The following is a 15,923-nucleotide window of genomic DNA, read 5'->3' on the forward strand; positions in this document are numbered from 1 at the left end:
GCATGGAACACGCTAGATTCCCAGGTTCTTTTTGAGAGCAGGCATGTTGAGCGCCTGCAACACGAGCTTGGAGCCGTGTTCGATGCGGGAGTTGTCGCGCAGTTTTTCGCGCGTCAGAATCAATTCCATTTTCTTGGCCACGGTGAAGGTATCGTCGCGCACCACGATGACCGGCACGCCCTTGTCCTCGGCCTTGGCCAGGATGATGTCGTTGGGGTAGAGGTTGCCGGTCAGGATCAGCGCCGCGCAGCCGCCTTCCAGGGCCACGAGTTGCAGGTCGGCCCGGTCGCCGCCGCAGAGGATGGCCACGTCCTTATGACGCTTGAAGAAGGTGACGAAGTTCTCCACCTGCATGGTGCCGATCAGGAAGTTGACCACCAGATTGTCGGTGCGACCACCCGTGGTGATCATGCGGCCGCCGAGGCCATGGGCCAGGTCGCCCGCGCGCACGGCGAACATGATGGGGTCGTGAGGCACGATGCCGAGCACGTCCACGCCGCGCCGCTTGAGGAAGGGCACGATCAGCGTCTCGGCTTCCTCGCGGAAGTGGTCGGGCACGTCGTTTAGGATGACGCCGACCAGGTCGTCGCCCAGGGCTTCCTTGGCCGCGGCCAGGTAGTCGTAGTTGTACTCCTGGATATAGCGGTCGACGAGCAGGACCTTGGCGCCGATGGCGCTGGCCACGGATACGCCGTCCACGCCGCAGTACTTGCCGGAGTACAGGAAGCTGCCCGAACCGCCGACCAGCATGAGGTCCTTGCCGGCGGAGAGCTTCTTATAGCTGTCGACGATGCCCGGCATCAGGTTGGCGCAATCCTCCAGGAAGGCGCGCATATGGAAATCCCGGGTGATGACCACGGGACTGACCAGCGAAGGGGACTCCGACAGGCCCAGGGCCTGCTGCATGAAATGGGCGTCCTCGTCGCCGATCTGGTTGTTGATCTTGTGGGGCACGGCGCCGACAGGCTTCATGTAGCCGATGGTCTTGCCTTCGCGCTGAAACTGCTGCCCCAGGGCCAGCGTGACGAGGTTCTTGCCCGAATATCCCTGCGTGGACCCGATATAGAGACCGATCATAGGATTGTTCCTCCTGGATTCTGCTTACTTTGCGCTCAGGGTGATCCGCACGTCGGCGACCACGGCCTTTTCCGCGTTGACCAGCACCGGGTTGAACTCGGCTTCCTGGATCTCCGGGAAATCCAGAGCCAGTTCCGACATGGTGAGCAGGATGTCCTCGATGGCCTGGAAGTTGACCGGCGGCTCGCCGCGCACGCCCTTAAGGAGCATGTACGACTTGATCTCGCGGATGATCCCCTTGGCGTCGTCGCGCCCGAGCGGAGCCAGGCGGAAGGCGATGTCCTTTAAGATTTCCACGTAGATGCCGCCGAGGCCGAACATCAGAAGCGGACCGAACTGGTCGTCGCGCTTGAACCCGATGATGATCTCCTTGCAGCCCTTGGGGGCCATTTCCTGGACCAGACAGCCGGCGATATACGCTTCGGGGCGCATACGCTGGGCTCGAGCCGTGATGTCGAAGAAGGCGTTTTTCACGGCCTCGGCGTCGGTGAGGTTCACCTTGACGCCGCCCACGTCCGACTTGTGCGAGATCTGCGGCGAGGCGATCTTTAAAACCACCGGGTAGCCGATCTTTTCCGCGCCGGCCACGGCCTCGTCCGACGAGCGGGCCAACACCGTGTTGGGGGTGGGCAGGTTGTAGGCGCGAAGCACTTCCTGGGCCTGGAACTCGACCACTTCGGTCGCGCCCTTGGACCGGGCCTCGTTGATGACGAGGCGCGCCTTCTGGCGGTTGCGCCGGATCTCCGGGAACTCCTGGGCCGGGGTCTGCCGCCAGAGGTAGTACTTGTACATGGTCTCGATGCTGGCGATCAGCGGCTCGGGGTAGACCGAGCAGGGGATGCTGGCGTCGTTTAGCATGCGCACGCCGGGTTTGGTGCGCATGCCGCCCATGTAGTTGACGAAGATGGGCTTCTTCGTGGTTTTGGCCACGTCGATGATGGCCTGGGCCGTCTCGACGATCTGGGCCGAGGCGGTCGGGGTCAAAAGGATCAGGATCGAGTGCACCTGCGGGTCCTCGACCACCACTTCGAGGGCCTTGCGGTAGCGCTCGGCCGGGGCGTCGCCCACGAGGTCGACCGGGTTGTAGAGCGCCGCGTAGGGCGGCAGGAACTCCTTGAACCGCTCGATGGTGTTCGCCGACAGGCGCGCCATGTTGAGGAGCTGCGACTTTTCGATGGCGTCGGCGGCCAGAATGCCGGGACCGCCGGCGTTGGTGACCACGCACACCCCGGGGCCTTCGGGCAGGGGTTGGGTGGAGAAGGCCATGGCCAGATCAAACAGCGTGCCCATGTCGCCCGCGCGGATGACGCCGGTCTTGCGGAAGGCGGCGGTGTAGGCCGCGTCCGAACCGGCGATGGCGCCGGTGTGGGAGGAGGCCGCCTTGGCGCCGGCGGTGGTGGTGCCGGACTTGATCATGATGACGGGCTTTTCCCGGCAGACCTTGGCCGCCTGCTCGATGAAGTCCGCGCCGTTGGAGACGTTTTCGATATAGCCCAGGATGACCTTGGTGTTCGGGTCGGTGCGCAGGTATTCCAGCATGTTGGCTTCGTTGACCACGGCCATGTTGCCCATGGACACGAACTTGGAAAACCCGACTTCCTCGCCGAGGGCCCAGTCGAGGATGGCGGTGCACAGCGCGCCGGACTGGGAGAAGAAGGCGATGGAGCCTTTCTTCGGATAGCCGGCGGCAAAGGAGGCGTTGTTGTCGTCATGGGTGCTTAAAAGGCCCAGGCAGTTGGGGCCGACCATGGCGATGTCGTTTTTCGTGCAGATTTCGATGAGCTGCTGTTCGAGGGCCGCGCCTTCGCGGCCGACTTCCTTGAATCCCGCCGTGATGATGATGACGGAACGGACTTTACGGGCAGCCAGGGCCTCCATGGAAGGCACGACCGCCTTCACAGGGACGACGATGACGGCCAGGTCGAGGCCCTCGGGAAGGTCCTCGATGCTTTTGGTGACGGGAAGGCCCAGGATTGTATCGGATTTGGGATTGACGGGAATCAATGTTCCCTTGAATTCCGCATCCAGCATATTATGCACCACCGTATGGCCGACTTTTCCCGGCTTATCGGACGCGCCGATGACGGCTACGGTTTTGGGCGCAAAAAGCGCATGGATATTCTCTTTAAAACTCATTCGGCTACCTCGCTCGCCTGTTTGCGACCGGATCTCGTTACCGCCCGGCCAGGGTCTCCGCGTAGATTTCCACCGGATGCCGTATGGCCAAGCTGTCGCCGGCCTGGGACAGCATATCCCCTATTTGCAACATGCAGGCCGGGCAACTGGTGGCGACGACGGATGCACCGGTGGCCACGATGTTGTCCCGCTTGCGCTTGCCGATGCGTTTGGACAGGTCGTAATGCTGCAACGTGAAGCTGCCGCCGGATCCGCAGCAGGAATCCGCCCCCTCCATCTCGATAAGACGATAGTGGGGATTGGCCGCTATAAGGGCCCTGGGTTCGGCGGAGATACCCAGGGATTTTTTCAAATGGCAGGGATCGTGATAGGTGATCGTCACCTCCTTGCCGATGGTTGCGCCGACGGGGGGTGTCACGCCCACGTCCTGGATCAGGAAGGCGCTTATGTCCTTTACCTTGGCCGAAAGCTCCCGAATCCTGATCCTTGTGGATTCGGGCAGGCCGGTGGCCATAAGCGGCCATATCTTCTTTATGGTGGAAGTGCAGGTGGCGCAGGGCGTCACCAGCACGTCGAAGTCATGATCCCCGAACAGGGCCATATTGTCGGCTACAAGGGCCTCGAAGGTCTTGCTGTCGCCCGAGGACAGGGCCGGGATGCCGCAGCAGGCCTGGCCGTGGGGCATGTAGACCCCCACTCCATGGTGATCGCAAACCTGAAGGACCGCCTCGCCGATGCGCGGGAACATCTTGTCCACCACGCAGCCATAGAAGAACGCCACCTTGAGCCCGGAAGGGCCGCGAGGGGCGTCGCGTGCAACCTGGCTCGTATGCAGCGGGGTGCCTGCCAGGGGGGCGAAATGACGTCCCTCGAGCAGTTTGGAAAAGACCCTCGCGCACGAAGAGCCGATGGCGTCGTTGACAGGACGGGTGAAGATGCCCTGGAACTTGGCCGCGATGGCCATGACCGAGTCGAACAGCCGGGGATTTTTTAAAAGGCCCCGGAAGATGACCCGTTTGACCGGCGGCAGGCCGTAATAGCCCGTCAGAAAGGCCCGGGCCTTGAGGAAGATGTCCAGGGCTTTGACGCCGCTTGGACAGTTGGCCTGGCACGAGCCGCACAGCAGGCAGGCGTCCAGGCGCTCCTTGACCCCGGCCGGGTCTTTGATGACCTCATCGGCCAGGCATTCGAGCAGGGCGATCTTGCCCCGGGCCACGTGGGCCTCGAGGCCGGTTTCCGCGTAGAGCGGACACACAGCCTGGCACATGCCGCAGCGCATGCAGGTGACCAGTTGGTCGTCGATTTGCTTGAGCAGCCCGACCAGTTCGCGCATCTCGCTCATATCATTCCCCCGTGATCTTGCCGGGATTGAGAATTCCCTTGGGATCCAGGGCTGCCTTGAGTTTCTTGGCGTAGAGGATGGAGCCCTTGCCGACTTCCTTGACCATGTATTTCGACTTGGCCGTGCCGATGCCGTGCTCGCCCGAAAGCGTGCCGCCAAGGGACAGGGCCACGTCGAAGATCTCGTCGATGGCCGCCTCGACCCGCTTCCACTCCTCGTGATCGCGCTTGTCGGTCAGGATGGTGGGATGCAGGTTGCCGTCGCCGGCATGGCCGAAGGTGCCGATGGTAAGCCGGTACTTGGCCGCGATGGCCTCCAGCGCGCCGACCATGGCCGGGATTTGCGAGCGGGGGACGGTGGCGTCCTCGAGCACGGTGGTCGGGCGCACCCTGGCCAAAGCGGACAGTGCCGCCCGGCGGGCCTCCCAGACCTTGTTGCGCTCGGCCGCGTCCTTGGCCACGTGGATACGGGTGGCCCCGTGGCGTCCGCAGATGGCCTCGACTTCGGCCGCTTCGTCCTCGACCTGGGCCGGATGGCCGTCGACCTCGATCAGCAGCAAGGCCTTGGCGTCGGTCGGCAGGCCGGCGTGGGCGAAGTCCTCCACGGTTTTGATGGTGAAGTCATCCATGTATTCCAAAGTCGCCGGCACGATCTTGGCCGCGATGATGGCGGCCACGGCCTCCGACGCCTTTCCCAGGTCGTCGAAGATGGCCATCATGGCCTTGCTGGCCTTGGGCGGCGGCACGAGCTTCAGGATGATCTCGTTAAAGACCCCCAGCGTGCCTTCGGAGCCGACCATAAGGCCGTGCAGGTTCATGCCGGTGACGCACTTGACGGTGCGCGAACCGGTTTTGACCAGTTCGCCGTCCACGTCATAGAGGCTAAGCCCCATGACGTAGTCCTTGGTGACGCCATATTTCAGGCCGCGAAGCCCGCCGGCGTTTTCGGCCACGTTGCCGCCGATGGTGGACACGGCCTGGCTGCCCGGGTCGGGCGGGTAGAAAAGCCCCCGCTTGGCCACCTCGGCCGCGAACTTGGCCGTGATGACCCCGGTCTGGACCACGGCGTACATGTCGGCTTCGTTGATCTCGATGATCTTGCTGAGCGCCCCGGTTAGGGCCACCACCCCTCCGACGGCGGGAATGGTGCCGCCGGAGAGATTGGTGCCCGAGCCGCGAACGGTCAGCGGCAAACCGAGTTCATTGCAGGTGGCGACCACCCGTCCCAGGGCTTCGGGCGTCTCCGGCCTGACAGCCAGGGCCGGGAGCTTGGGGGGAAGGACCGCGGCATCGTAGGAATACGCATGGCGGTCCACTTCGCTGGCCAGGACGTTTTCCTTGCCGACGATTTCCTCGAACTTCTGGGACAGATGGTTGTCCATGTGATTGCTCTCGCTTGTTACTTATTTTCCGGAGCGGCCTTCGTCGCAAGGTTCGCCGGCCGCCGGACGGGCGTGTTCGGCCACGGGAGCGGCCTCGCAAAACGCGGAGTCGGCGTCGCCCGTTCCCGCGGCGGGAGCGGCGGGGGCGTCGAAGACCGGCATGGAGGCCAGGTATTCCAGTTCCTTATAGCGCTTCTTGTAGGCCGCCTCCATGGTGGTGCGGTAGCGCAGGGACATATCGGGGTGCATCTTTTCCAGGGCCGCATAGCGGACTTCGCCGCCGAGGAAGCCCTGGAAGTCGCCGGCCGGAGCCTTGGAGTCGATGGTCAGCGGATTTTTGCCCTCGGCCGCAAGATCCGGGTTGAAGCGGTACAGCGGCCAGTAGCCGGTCTCGACGGCCAGCTTGGCTTCCTCCATGGACTTGCCCATGCCTTTGCGGATGCCCTGGTTGATGCAGGGGGCGTAGGCGATGACGATGGAGGGACCCTTGTGGGCCTCGGCCTCGAGCAGGGCCTTTAAGGCCTGGTTCTTGTCCGCGCCCATGGCGATGGAGGCCACGTAGACGTAGCCGTAGGTCATGGCCATGCGGCCCAGGTCCTTTTTGCCCGTGACCTTGCCGGCGGAAGCGAACTTGGCGATGGCGCCGAGCGGCGTGGCCTTGGAGGCCTGGCCGCCGGTGTTGGAGTAGACTTCGGTGTCCATGACCAGGATGTTGACGTCCTCGCCCGAGGCGATGACGTGGTCGAGGCCGCCGTAACCGATATCGTAGGCCCAGCCGTCGCCGCCGAAGATCCACACGGACTTCTTGGTGAAGATGTCGGCATCGGCCAGGATGGCGGCCTGGGCCGGGGCGTTTTTATCGAGCAGGGACTTCATCTGGTCGCCGTACAGGCGCGAGGCGGCCGGATCGTCCTTCTTCTCCTGCCAGCCGGCCAGGGCGGCGCGCAACTCGTCGGAAAGCGACCCTTCCAGCGCGGCGGCGACGTTGTCGGCCAGCTTGGCCCGGCGCTGCTTGAGCGCCATGTTGTAGCCGAAGCCGAATTCGGCCGCGTCTTCAAAGAGCGAGTTGTTCCAGGCCGGACCGAAGCCGTCGGCGTTGACGGCATAGGGCGAGGTCGGCGCGGAGCCGCCCCAGATCGAGGAGCAACCCGTGGCGTTGGCGACCATCATGCGTTCGCCGAAGAGCTGGGTGAGCAGTTTGACGTACGGAGTCTCGCCGCAACCGGCGCAAGCGCCCGAGAATTCGAGCAGCGGCTGGTAGAACTGGCTGCCCTTGAGGTTCTCGCGCTTGACCAGTCCGCCCTTGTTTTTAAGCGACATGGCGAAGGCGTGGTTTTCCACCTGGACCGCCATTTCCTCTTCGAGGGGCTTCATGACCAGCGCCTTCTGCTTGGCCGGGCAGGTGTTGGCGCAGGAGCCGCAGCCCATGCAGTCCATGGGGAAGACCTGCATGCGGTAGGAAAGGCCCTTGAGCTCCTTGCCGGTGGCCGGCAGGGTGTCGTAGGAGGCCGGTGCCTTGGCCATTTCGGCCTCGTCGGCCAGGAAGGGCCGGATGGTGGCGTGGGGGCACACGAACGAGCACTGGTTGCACTGGATGCAGTTTTCCTTGATCCAGTGGGGGACGTTTATGGCCACGCCGCGCTTTTCGTACTGTGAGGTGGCGGCGGGGAAGGAGCCGTTTTCGGCAAAGGCGGAAACCGGCACTTCGTCGCCCTTCTGGGCCAGGATGGGCCGGATGACCTTGTTGAAGTACTCGGGCTCGTCGGGGGCGGCGGCCTTGGCGTCCGGGGCGGAGGCCCAGGCGGCCGGGACCTTGATCTCGACCACACCGTCCAGGGCCATGTCCACGGCGGCGATGTTCATGTTGACGATCTTGTCGCCCTTCTTGCCGTAGGTCTTCTTGATGGAGTCCTTGAGCAGGCTGATGGCCTGTTCGATAGGCAGCACGCCGGCCAGCTTGAAAAAGGCCGTCTGCATGATCATGTTGATGCGCGCGCCAAGGCCGGTCTTTTCGCCGATGGCCACGGCGTCGATGTTGTAGACCTTGAGTTTCTTGTCGGCGATCACGCGCAGCATGTGCCCGGGCAGGTTCTGCTCAAGCTCCTCCGGGGTGTTCCAGGGGGAGTTGAGCACGAAGGTGCCGCCTTCCTTCACGCCTTCGAGGATGTCGTAGACGTGCACGTAGCTCGGCTTGTGGCAGGCGATGTAGTCCGCGGAGTCGACCAGGTAGGTGGACTGGATGGGCTTTTTGCCGAAGCGCAGGTGGGAGACGGTAATGCCGCCGGATTTTTTCGAGTCGTAGGCGAAATAGCCCTGGGCGTAGAGGTCGGTGTTGTCGCCGATGATCTTGATGGCCGACTTGTTGGCGCCGACGGTGCCGTCGGAACCGAATCCCCAGAACTTGCACTGCACGGTGCCTTCGGGAACTGTGGGCAGCGGCCCGCCCATGGGCAGGGAATTGCCGGAAACGTCGTCCACGATGCCGACAACGAAGTGGCGCTTGGGCGCGGCGGCGGCCATGTTGTCGAAGATGGCCTTGGCCATGCCGGGGCGGAATTCCTTGGAGCCCAGGCCGTAGCGGCCGCTCATGAGCTTGGGAATGGAGCCGCCGCGCTCGACGAAGGCCGCGCAGACGTCTTCGTAGAGCGGATCGCCGAGGCTGCCCGGCTCCTTGGTGCGGTCAAGGACGGTGACCACCTCGGCCGAGGTGGGCAGGACCTTGAAGAGCGCATCCGGGGAGAAGGGACGGAACAGGCGGACCTTGACCAGGCCCACTTTCTCGCCCTTGGCGTTTAAGTAATTGACCACTTCCTCCACGGTCTCGCACGAGGAGCCCATGGACACCACGACGCGGTCGGCGTCGGGCGCGCCCACGTAGTCGAAGAGCTTGTAGGAACGACCGGTCAGGGCCCCGACCTTGTCCATCATGGCCGAGACGATGCCGGGCAGAAGCTGGTAGTAGGGATTGGAGCGCTCGCGGCCCTGGAAGAAGACGTCCGGGTTCTGGGCGGTGCCGCGCAGGTCCGGGTGCTCGGGGTTCATGGCCCGGGCGCGGAAGGCGGCGACCTTCTCCATGTTGACCAGTCCCTTCATGTCCTCGTAGTCGATGACTTCGATTTTTTGGATCTCGTGGGAGGTCCGGAAGCCGTCGAAGAGGTGGACGAAGGGCACGCTGCCCTCGATGGCGGACAGGTGGGCGACCAGGGCCATGTCCATGCATTCCTGGACCGAGGCCGAGGCGAGCTGGGCGAAGCCGGTGGAGCGGGCGGCCATGACGTCGGAGTGATCGCCGAAGATCGACAGGGCATGGGTGGCCACGGCCCGGGCCGACACGTGGAAGACGGCCGGCAGGAGTTCGCCGGCGATCTTGAACATGTTGGGGATCATGAGCAACAGGCCCTGGGAGGCGGTGAAGGTGGTGGTCAGGGCTCCGGCCGCAAGCGAACCGTGTACCGCTCCGGCCGCTCCGGCCTCGGACTGCATCTCCCGGATGGTTACCGTCTGGCCGAAGATGTTTTTAAGTCCCTTGGCCGCCCATTCATCCGCGATTTCGCCCATGGTGGACGAAGGCGTGATAGGATAAATGGCCGCCGTGTCGCTTAACGCGTACGCGACGTGCGTGGTGGCGGTATTGCCGTCCATGCTTTTCATCTTCTTGGCCATGCTCAAGTCTCCTTGAAAATGTTGTCGTTGGACCGAACAAAAGGAGGTCGGCGTCGACGCTTCCCTCCAGGCAAACCCCGTGCCAATTGTTAAAAGACAGTTAGACTTCGATGAGTTGTCGATCCGGTGAACCCACTCCAGGCTCTGATGCGCGAGGGGTATCCGATTTTTCGGATACCGCTACGCAGCCTAATACCGCGAAATGTATGGTTTCGTAAAGCGAAGCCTATAGATGGGCGTTGTCCGGAATTTCAGACGGGCGGCGTTCGTCTGAAAAATCAGACACCAATTGCCTCCTTGTCCGCAGGGAAAGGGATTCCCGCTGTTTGATGCCACAAACACCATCGGATGGCACGGAAAAAAGCCGAAAAACGGATTTGTTCTAAAAATCGCAATTAACGTCCGAAGCGGACGTGTTTTGCGTCTCTTTTTCAGGCGCAAGACGTTTTTTGCAAAGGATGGGCAGCATGCCGAAGCCAGCCAAGCCGCCTCGGCATTGTTTTTTCGGAAAAAACGCGACGTCGACCCGTCACAACCGGGGGCGCCGTCATGGCGGGGCCGTCAGTCCGGAACGGCTAGGTTGTTTTTTTTGAGCAGGGCGTAGAAGTGGGACCGGGAAAGTCCGGAAATAGCGATCATGGCGGCCACGTCCCGGCCGTTTTCGCGCAGTAACCCTTCCAGATAACGCCGTTCCATGGCCTCCTTGAAGTCCTTGAGCGACTGTCGGGAAGACGGGGCTGCGGCGGCGGACGGCGCGGCCGATTCGGGAAGCGGGCGTTCCAGGGCCTGCCGGCCTTTTTCCAGACTGGATTTCGTCACCTTGATGCGCAGGTCCCGGGGCAGGTGCATGCTGTAGAGCGTTTTTTCCCGGCCCGAGGCCAGAAAGGCCCGCTCCAGGACGTTTCGCAGCTCACGCACGTTGCCCGGCCAGTCGTAGGCTTCGAGCATGGCCAGGAATTCCGCGTCGAAGCCCTTGGGTGGCAGGGTGTATTCGGCGCAAAGTCCGTCCACGAAGGACAGGGTCAGGGCTTTTATGTCCTCCGGGCGTTCGCGCAGCGGCGGCAGGGCGAGCCCGATGGTCTTCAGCCGGAAGTAGAGGTCGCGGCGAAACTGGCCGGTATCGACCATGGCTTCCAGGTCGCGGTTTGTGGCGGCGATGAGGCGGAAATCGCTCTTGCTTTCGGTGACCGCCCCCACCGCGCGAAAGGTCTTTTCGTGGAGCACCCGCAAAAATGTCTTTTGCAGGCTCATCGGCATCTCGCCCACCTCGTCCAGAAACAGCGTGCCGGCGTCGGCCAGCTGCACGAGGCCCACCCGGTCGGCGTCGGCCCCGGTGAAAGCTCCTTTCCTGTGGCCGAAAAGCGTGCTTTCGACGAGGGTTTCGGTCAGTGCCGCGCAGTCCACGGTGACGAAGGACCCGTCCGTCCGGGCGCTGTTGGCGTGGATGAGCCGGGCGAAAAGCTCCTTGCCGGTGCCGGTTTCGCCGGTAATGAGCACGGCCGCGTTCGACCCGGCCGCGTGGGCCACCTGGTCGAGGCACGGCTGCATGCGGGGGCTTGCCGCCACGCATCCCGCCAGGGACAGCGACACGGGCGAGCGGTCGCTGCGCCGTTCCTCGCGGTAGCGCAGCGCGCGCTGCAATGTCAGCATGATCTGCTTTATGGGTGAGGGCTTGACCAGATAGTCCCAGACCCCTTCCTGGATGGCCAGTTCCGCCCCGTCCGGGTCGCCGATGCCGGTGAGGATGATGACCTCGGGGGCGTCGGGCAGGCGTTTGATCGCGGGCAGGGCGGCCAGTCCATTGCCGTCGGGCAGGCGCACGTCCAGGAACAGCACGTCGAAATTGTCGCTGGCGAGCAGGTCCATACCGGCGGCAAGCGTGCCGGCCGATTCGCTGGTCAGGCGCATCTTGCGGGTGAGGCTGGCGATGGTGTCGCGGACTTCGGGGTCGTCGTCGATGATGCAGACGGATTTCATGCGGCTTTGGTTTGCGGCTTGGCGTCGAGCACCTCGCGGATGGCCGCGGAGATGATCGCCTGGTTGTAGGGTTTGAGCACGATCTTTTTGATGTTGCCGGCCACTTCCCGCTGCTCGATGTCGCCCAGGCGGCCGGAAACGAGGATCACGGGCAGGTCGGACCGGATGGCGGCGATTTTTCCGGCCAGCTCCAGGCCGTTTAGGTCCGGCATGTCGTAATCGGTAATGCACACGTCGAAGGCCTGCGGGTCAAGGGCGAGCTTGGCCAGTGCCGACACCCCGCCGCCATGGGCCGAGACCTCGTGGCCGAGCTGGGCCAGGACGCGGGGGATGGTGATGCGCTGGTCCTCGTCGTCTTCGACGAAAAGGATGCGGTCGCGGCCCTTGTTGGGGGGGGCGACGGGGGGCGTCGGGACGGCGTCGGCTTCGGCCGGCAGCGGCAGATAGACGTCAAATCCCGTGCGCGTGCCGGGTTGGCTCACCACCCGCACCGCGCCGCGATGGCTTTTGACGATGCCGCGCACCACGGCCAGCCCGAGTCCCGTGCCTTCGCCCTTTTGTTTGGTGGTGAAAAAGGGGTCGAAAATCTTGTCCAGGATTTCCGGCGGGATGCCTGGGCCGGTATCCACGATGGAGAGCCTTGCATAGCGGCCGGCCCGCACGCCGACCTGTCCGGCCTGGGCCTCGTCGAGATCGTCCTCGGCCAGGGATACGGTCAGCGTGCCGCCGGTCTCGCGCATGGCCTGGAAGGCGTTGGTGCACAGGTTCATGACGATCTGGTGCAGCTGGGTGGGGTCGGCCCGGCAGGTCACGGCCCGCTCCGGCACGTCGAGCACGATCTTGATGTTGCGGGGCACGGAGGCCTTGATGAGTCCCGCCGCCTCGCTCACGACGTCGGCCACGTTGATGGCCGCGAATCCCGCCTGGGAGGGCCGGGTGAAGGACAGGATCTGCTTGACCAGCCGGCTGCCGCGATGGCCGGCCTTGAGCACCCGGCGCATGTCGTCCCCGATGGGCTCGTCTTCGGGCAGGTCGAGCAGGGCCAGTTCGGCCGAGTTGATGATGGAGGTGAGGATGTTGTTGAAGTCGTGGGCGATGCCGCCGGCCAGGGTGCCGATGGCCTCCATTTTCTGGGACTGGAGCAGTTGGCGCTCCAGGCTCACCTTCTGGGTCACGTCCTCGGACGTGGACAGCACGCCCACCACCGCCCCCCGATCGTCGTGGAGCGGCACCTTCTTGATTTCGAGCAGCACGTCGGCCCCGCGCACGTTGCGGGCGGCCAGCTCCCCGGCCACGGTGCGATTGTTGCGCATGACGTCGACGTCCGTGGCCCGCACGGCGTCCATGTCCTCTCGGCTGAGGGGCAGTGCATAGTCGTCGCGGCCCTTGAGATCGTCCAGGTCGGCGAAGCCGAAAAATTCGATAAAGGCGCGGTTGGCTCCGATATAGCGCAGGGCCTTGTCCTTCCAGGAAACGAGCTGCGGGATGTTGTCGAGGACAATGCGCAACATTTCCTGGGATTCCCGCAGCGCCCGCTCGGCCTCGTGGCGCTTGGTCACGTCCTCGACCACGCCTTCGACGTAGGCCAGGTAGCCTTCACGGTTGGCAATCAGGCGCAGGTTGACGTTGGCCGTGATGATGCCGGCGTCTGGCCGGGCGAACCAGGTCTCGAAGGTGGCCGTGGCCTGCTCGTCCACGGCCGAACCGATGCGCTCCTCGAAGCGTTGGCGACCGGAAAAAAGAACCTCGACCAGATTGCCCCGGCGTCTGGCCAGTTCGTCCAGGCTTTTGACGCCGAGCATGGCGAGCAGGGCCGGGTTGACGTCCACGGCCTGGCCATCCGGGGTCATGCGGAAGATACCCAGGGCCGAGTTCTCGAAGATGCCCCGGTATTTTTCCTCGGCCAGCCGCAGTTTTTCCGAGGCTTTCTTCAGCTCCGACACGTCGTAAAGCACGCCGACCAGCCCGGCGATTTCGGTTTTGGCGCTGGCGTAGACGGCCCGATGCAGGATGACCGAATGGGGCAGTCCCTCGGCGTCGAGGATCTCGGCTTCGCCCACGCGCACCCCGGGCTCGCGCAGAAGGGACGCGTCGTCGCGGTCCAGGAAGCGGGAAAGGGGGGCGTCGGGCACCTCGGAGAAGGCGCGCGGCGTCGCCTCGGCCTCCCCGGACAGGCCGCACCAGTGGCGAAAGGCCGGGTTGCAGCCCCGGTAGGCCCCGGCGGCATCCTTGAAATAGAGCGGAATGGGAATGGTGTTGACGAGCGTTTCCATGAAGGAAAGCTGGTCCTTGATCTTTTCCTCCACCGAGCGCCGCCGCAGGATGTTGGTCACGAGCAGGACCATGACGTAGCACAGGATGAGAAAGCTTATGATGATGGTCCAGAAGACGGCGATGTTGATGTGGTAGAAGGGGTAGGGCTCGTTTATGAGCGTATAGCCCGGCGGCAGCCTGTCCGTGGTGATGCCGAGCCGCAGCATCTCCTTGTAGTCGAAGACGTAGCTGTCAGCGGTCTTGGTGACGATGGGCAGGGAGGCGACGGGCGCGCCGTGGAGGAGTTTTTCCGCCATGTCCGCCACCAGCCGGCCTTCCTCGAAGCCGCTGTGCAGCCGGCCGCCGACAATACCGTGGCCGAGCATGAACCGCCAAGCGCTGTAGATGGGCACGTCGGAATTGGCTCGGATCGCGGCCAGGACCTCGGTGACCGAATAGACGTCCTTTTGCGTATCCTTATAAAAAGGGATGAGGAAGATCATGGCGTCGTTGGGCAGGTTGCGCACGGTGTCGAGGATTTGCGGCAGGGTCAGGTTGTCCTGGAACTCGAAGCGCAGCCGGCCGGCGAAATCCGGCTCCACGGCCTTGATCTGGTTGCCGATGGCGACGCCCGTGACGGAAGTGTCGCCGAAAATAAGGAGCCGGCGGCGGTCGGGATGGAAGCGCAGGGCCAATTCCAGGGTTTCGCGGATGTCGGGCTCTTCGAGAATGCCCGTGAAATTGGGATGGCCGGTGAGCCAGTCGGGATGAAAATCGTTGACGCCGCAAAAAACGACCGGCGTGCCGGGGAAAAGCTCGTTTTGGTATTGCCGCAGGAAGTTGAAGGCGAAGTTGTCCGAGGCCAGGATGACCTCGAAATGGGTATTGCGGTATTTGAGCTTGTAAAAGTCGTGGAGCATGTTGCGCAACACGGGATCGGTGTACTTCTTCGAGTCCATGTACTCGATTTGCAGATCCACATTGTATTCGGAATGCGCAAGTCCGGCCCGGATGCCGGAGAGGATTTCGTCGGACCACTGGTAGCCGTTCTGGTAGGAATTGAAATAGAGGACGTTTTTGCGGATTTTTTCGGCCGCGACCGAGCCTGGCCAGAGGGAGGCCGCAAGGAGCAGGCAGAAAATAAGCCGTCGGGCCATGAGTGCTCGCGGGATGGGGGGCGTTGGCGCAGGCTGGACCATGCTTTTTGATACTCTTGCCTTGGCCGCCCGGGAAGTCAAGGGAGCGGGCTTCGCATCGATCTTGGGGCGGGACACGCGCCTCGCGAATTTTGTCACGCTTTTTTATATTTTTAATATTAACTTTTTCGGTGTGTTGACAAAAGCATGGCAATTTCGGGCTGGTATGGGCTTGTACGGGCTTCCGATATGGGATAAATCTGGTTTCATTAATCTTATATCGGTAACCGGTCGATCAATCGATCGGACGCCGCCACAGGAGGTATGTCATGACGTTACTCGCATGGAATGACCGCCTTTCAGTGAATATCGCGGAAATCGACTCACAGCACAAAAAATTGGTGGACATGGTCAATGAACTCCATGACGCCATGAAAGCTGGGAAAGCCGAATCCGTGATGGTGCACATCGTCAAGGAAATGAAGCAATACGCGGCGACGCACTTCGGCGTTGAGGAGCGGTACATGAAATCGAACAATTATCCGGATTACAAGCCGCATAAAACAGAGCATGACAAGTTCGTCGCCAAGGTCGCCCAGGTGGAGCAGGACTGTAAGACTGGAAAGTGCGCCATGTCCATGGACATTCTCAATTTTCTTTCCAACTGGCTGGTGAACCACATCAAGGGGACGGACAAGAAGTATGCGCCGTTTTTAAACAACTGTGGCATACACTGAGGCGCCGATGCATCTGCCATCACCTGCAACCTTCTATGCGCCCCTTGCCCTGGGCCTTGCCGTGGCGGCAGGGGGCGCTTTGTGTTGGGATGCGCGGTGGCGGCCAGGGGCGATTATCCTTCTGGGTTTATGCGCCATGGTCCAATTGGCAGCCCTTTTCGCCGCGCGCCGGGAAAAAAGGAACTTGGTAAACGACCTCAACTCGTTGCTCCCACGGGGGT

9 protein-coding genes are annotated in these 15,923 nt (G+C 62.9%); 2 read left to right on the plus strand and 7 right to left on the minus strand.

From position 1 onward, the window contains the following. Window positions 1-12: 12 nt before the first annotated feature. The 7 genes from K9F62_16100 to K9F62_16130 form a co-directional block, all read right to left on the minus strand. The gene (locus K9F62_16100) at window positions 13-1,077 is read right to left on the minus strand and encodes an AAA family ATPase (GenBank protein UJX40210.1); all 1,065 of its coding nucleotides are present in this window, start codon (window positions 1,075-1,077) and stop codon (window positions 13-15) included. Between the two features lie 24 nt (window positions 1,078-1,101). Beyond that, window positions 1,102-3,213 carry an acetate--CoA ligase family protein gene (locus K9F62_16105; protein UJX40211.1) on the minus strand — a complete coding sequence of 704 codons (2,112 nt, stop codon included), beginning with the start codon at window positions 3,211-3,213 and terminating at the stop codon, window positions 1,102-1,104. Window positions 3,214-3,250: 37 nt separating this feature from the next. Then, the gene (locus K9F62_16110) at window positions 3,251-4,555 is read right to left on the minus strand and encodes a (Fe-S)-binding protein (GenBank protein ID UJX40212.1); all 1,305 of its coding nucleotides are present in this window, start codon (window positions 4,553-4,555) and stop codon (window positions 3,251-3,253) included. 1 nt (window position 4,556) lies between these two features. After that, the gene (locus tag K9F62_16115) at window positions 4,557-5,936 is read right to left on the minus strand and encodes an FAD-binding protein (protein ID UJX40213.1); all 1,380 of its coding nucleotides are present in this window, start codon (window positions 5,934-5,936) and stop codon (window positions 4,557-4,559) included. 21 nt (window positions 5,937-5,957) lie between these two features. Then, window positions 5,958-9,599, minus strand: coding sequence for a pyruvate:ferredoxin (flavodoxin) oxidoreductase (gene nifJ / locus K9F62_16120; GenBank protein UJX40214.1), 3,642 nt, complete (start codon window positions 9,597-9,599; stop codon window positions 5,958-5,960). A 561-nt stretch (window positions 9,600-10,160) separates the two neighbouring features. Continuing rightward, window positions 10,161-11,576 carry a sigma-54 dependent transcriptional regulator gene (locus tag K9F62_16125; protein UJX40215.1) on the minus strand — a complete coding sequence of 472 codons (1,416 nt, stop codon included), beginning with the start codon at window positions 11,574-11,576 and terminating at the stop codon, window positions 10,161-10,163. Continuing rightward, window positions 11,573-14,986, minus strand: a complete 3,414-nt coding sequence (locus K9F62_16130) for a PAS domain S-box protein (GenBank protein ID UJX40216.1) — start codon at window positions 14,984-14,986, stop codon at window positions 11,573-11,575. The genes K9F62_16125 and K9F62_16130 overlap by 4 nt, the downstream gene beginning before the upstream one ends. 40 nt (window positions 14,987-15,026) lie before the next feature. Between K9F62_16130 and K9F62_16135 the strand changes: the two genes are divergently transcribed. Continuing rightward, window positions 15,027-15,317 carry a hypothetical protein gene (locus K9F62_16135; protein UJX40217.1) on the plus strand — a complete coding sequence of 97 codons (291 nt, stop codon included), beginning with the start codon at window positions 15,027-15,029 and terminating at the stop codon, window positions 15,315-15,317. Next, on the plus strand, window positions 15,295-15,702 hold the full coding sequence (locus tag K9F62_16140; protein UJX40218.1) for a bacteriohemerythrin: 408 nt from the start codon (window positions 15,295-15,297) through the stop codon (window positions 15,700-15,702). The genes K9F62_16135 and K9F62_16140 overlap by 23 nt, the downstream gene beginning before the upstream one ends. Window positions 15,703-15,923 lie beyond the last annotated feature (221 nt).

Source organism: Desulfovibrio sp. JY, assembly GCA_021730285.1.
In the GTDB taxonomy this organism is placed as follows: domain Bacteria; phylum Desulfobacterota; class Desulfovibrionia; order Desulfovibrionales; family Desulfovibrionaceae; genus Solidesulfovibrio.

Excerpts from the sequence above, each read along its gene's own strand:
- K9F62_16100 (UJX40210.1), bottom strand. The coding sequence starts at position 1,077 with ATGATCGGTCTCTATATCGGGTCCACGCAGGGATATTCGGGCAAGAAC.
- K9F62_16105 (UJX40211.1), bottom strand. The coding sequence starts at position 3,213 with ATGAGTTTTAAAGAGAATATCCATGCGCTTTTTGCGCCCAAAACCGTA.
- K9F62_16110 (UJX40212.1), bottom strand. The coding sequence starts at position 4,555 with ATGAGCGAGATGCGCGAACTGGTCGGGCTGCTCAAGCAAATCGACGAC.
- K9F62_16115 (UJX40213.1), bottom strand. The coding sequence starts at position 5,936 with ATGGACAACCATCTGTCCCAGAAGTTCGAGGAAATCGTCGGCAAGGAA.
- nifJ (UJX40214.1), bottom strand. The coding sequence starts at position 9,599 with ATGGCCAAGAAGATGAAAAGCATGGACGGCAATACCGCCACCACGCAC.
- K9F62_16125 (UJX40215.1), bottom strand. The coding sequence starts at position 11,576 with ATGAAATCCGTCTGCATCATCGACGACGACCCCGAAGTCCGCGACACC.
- K9F62_16130 (UJX40216.1), bottom strand. The coding sequence starts at position 14,986 with ATGGCCCGACGGCTTATTTTCTGCCTGCTCCTTGCGGCCTCCCTCTGG.
- K9F62_16135 (UJX40217.1), top strand. The coding sequence starts at position 15,027 with ATGCTTTTTGATACTCTTGCCTTGGCCGCCCGGGAAGTCAAGGGAGCG.
- K9F62_16140 (UJX40218.1), top strand. The coding sequence starts at position 15,295 with ATGACGTTACTCGCATGGAATGACCGCCTTTCAGTGAATATCGCGGAA.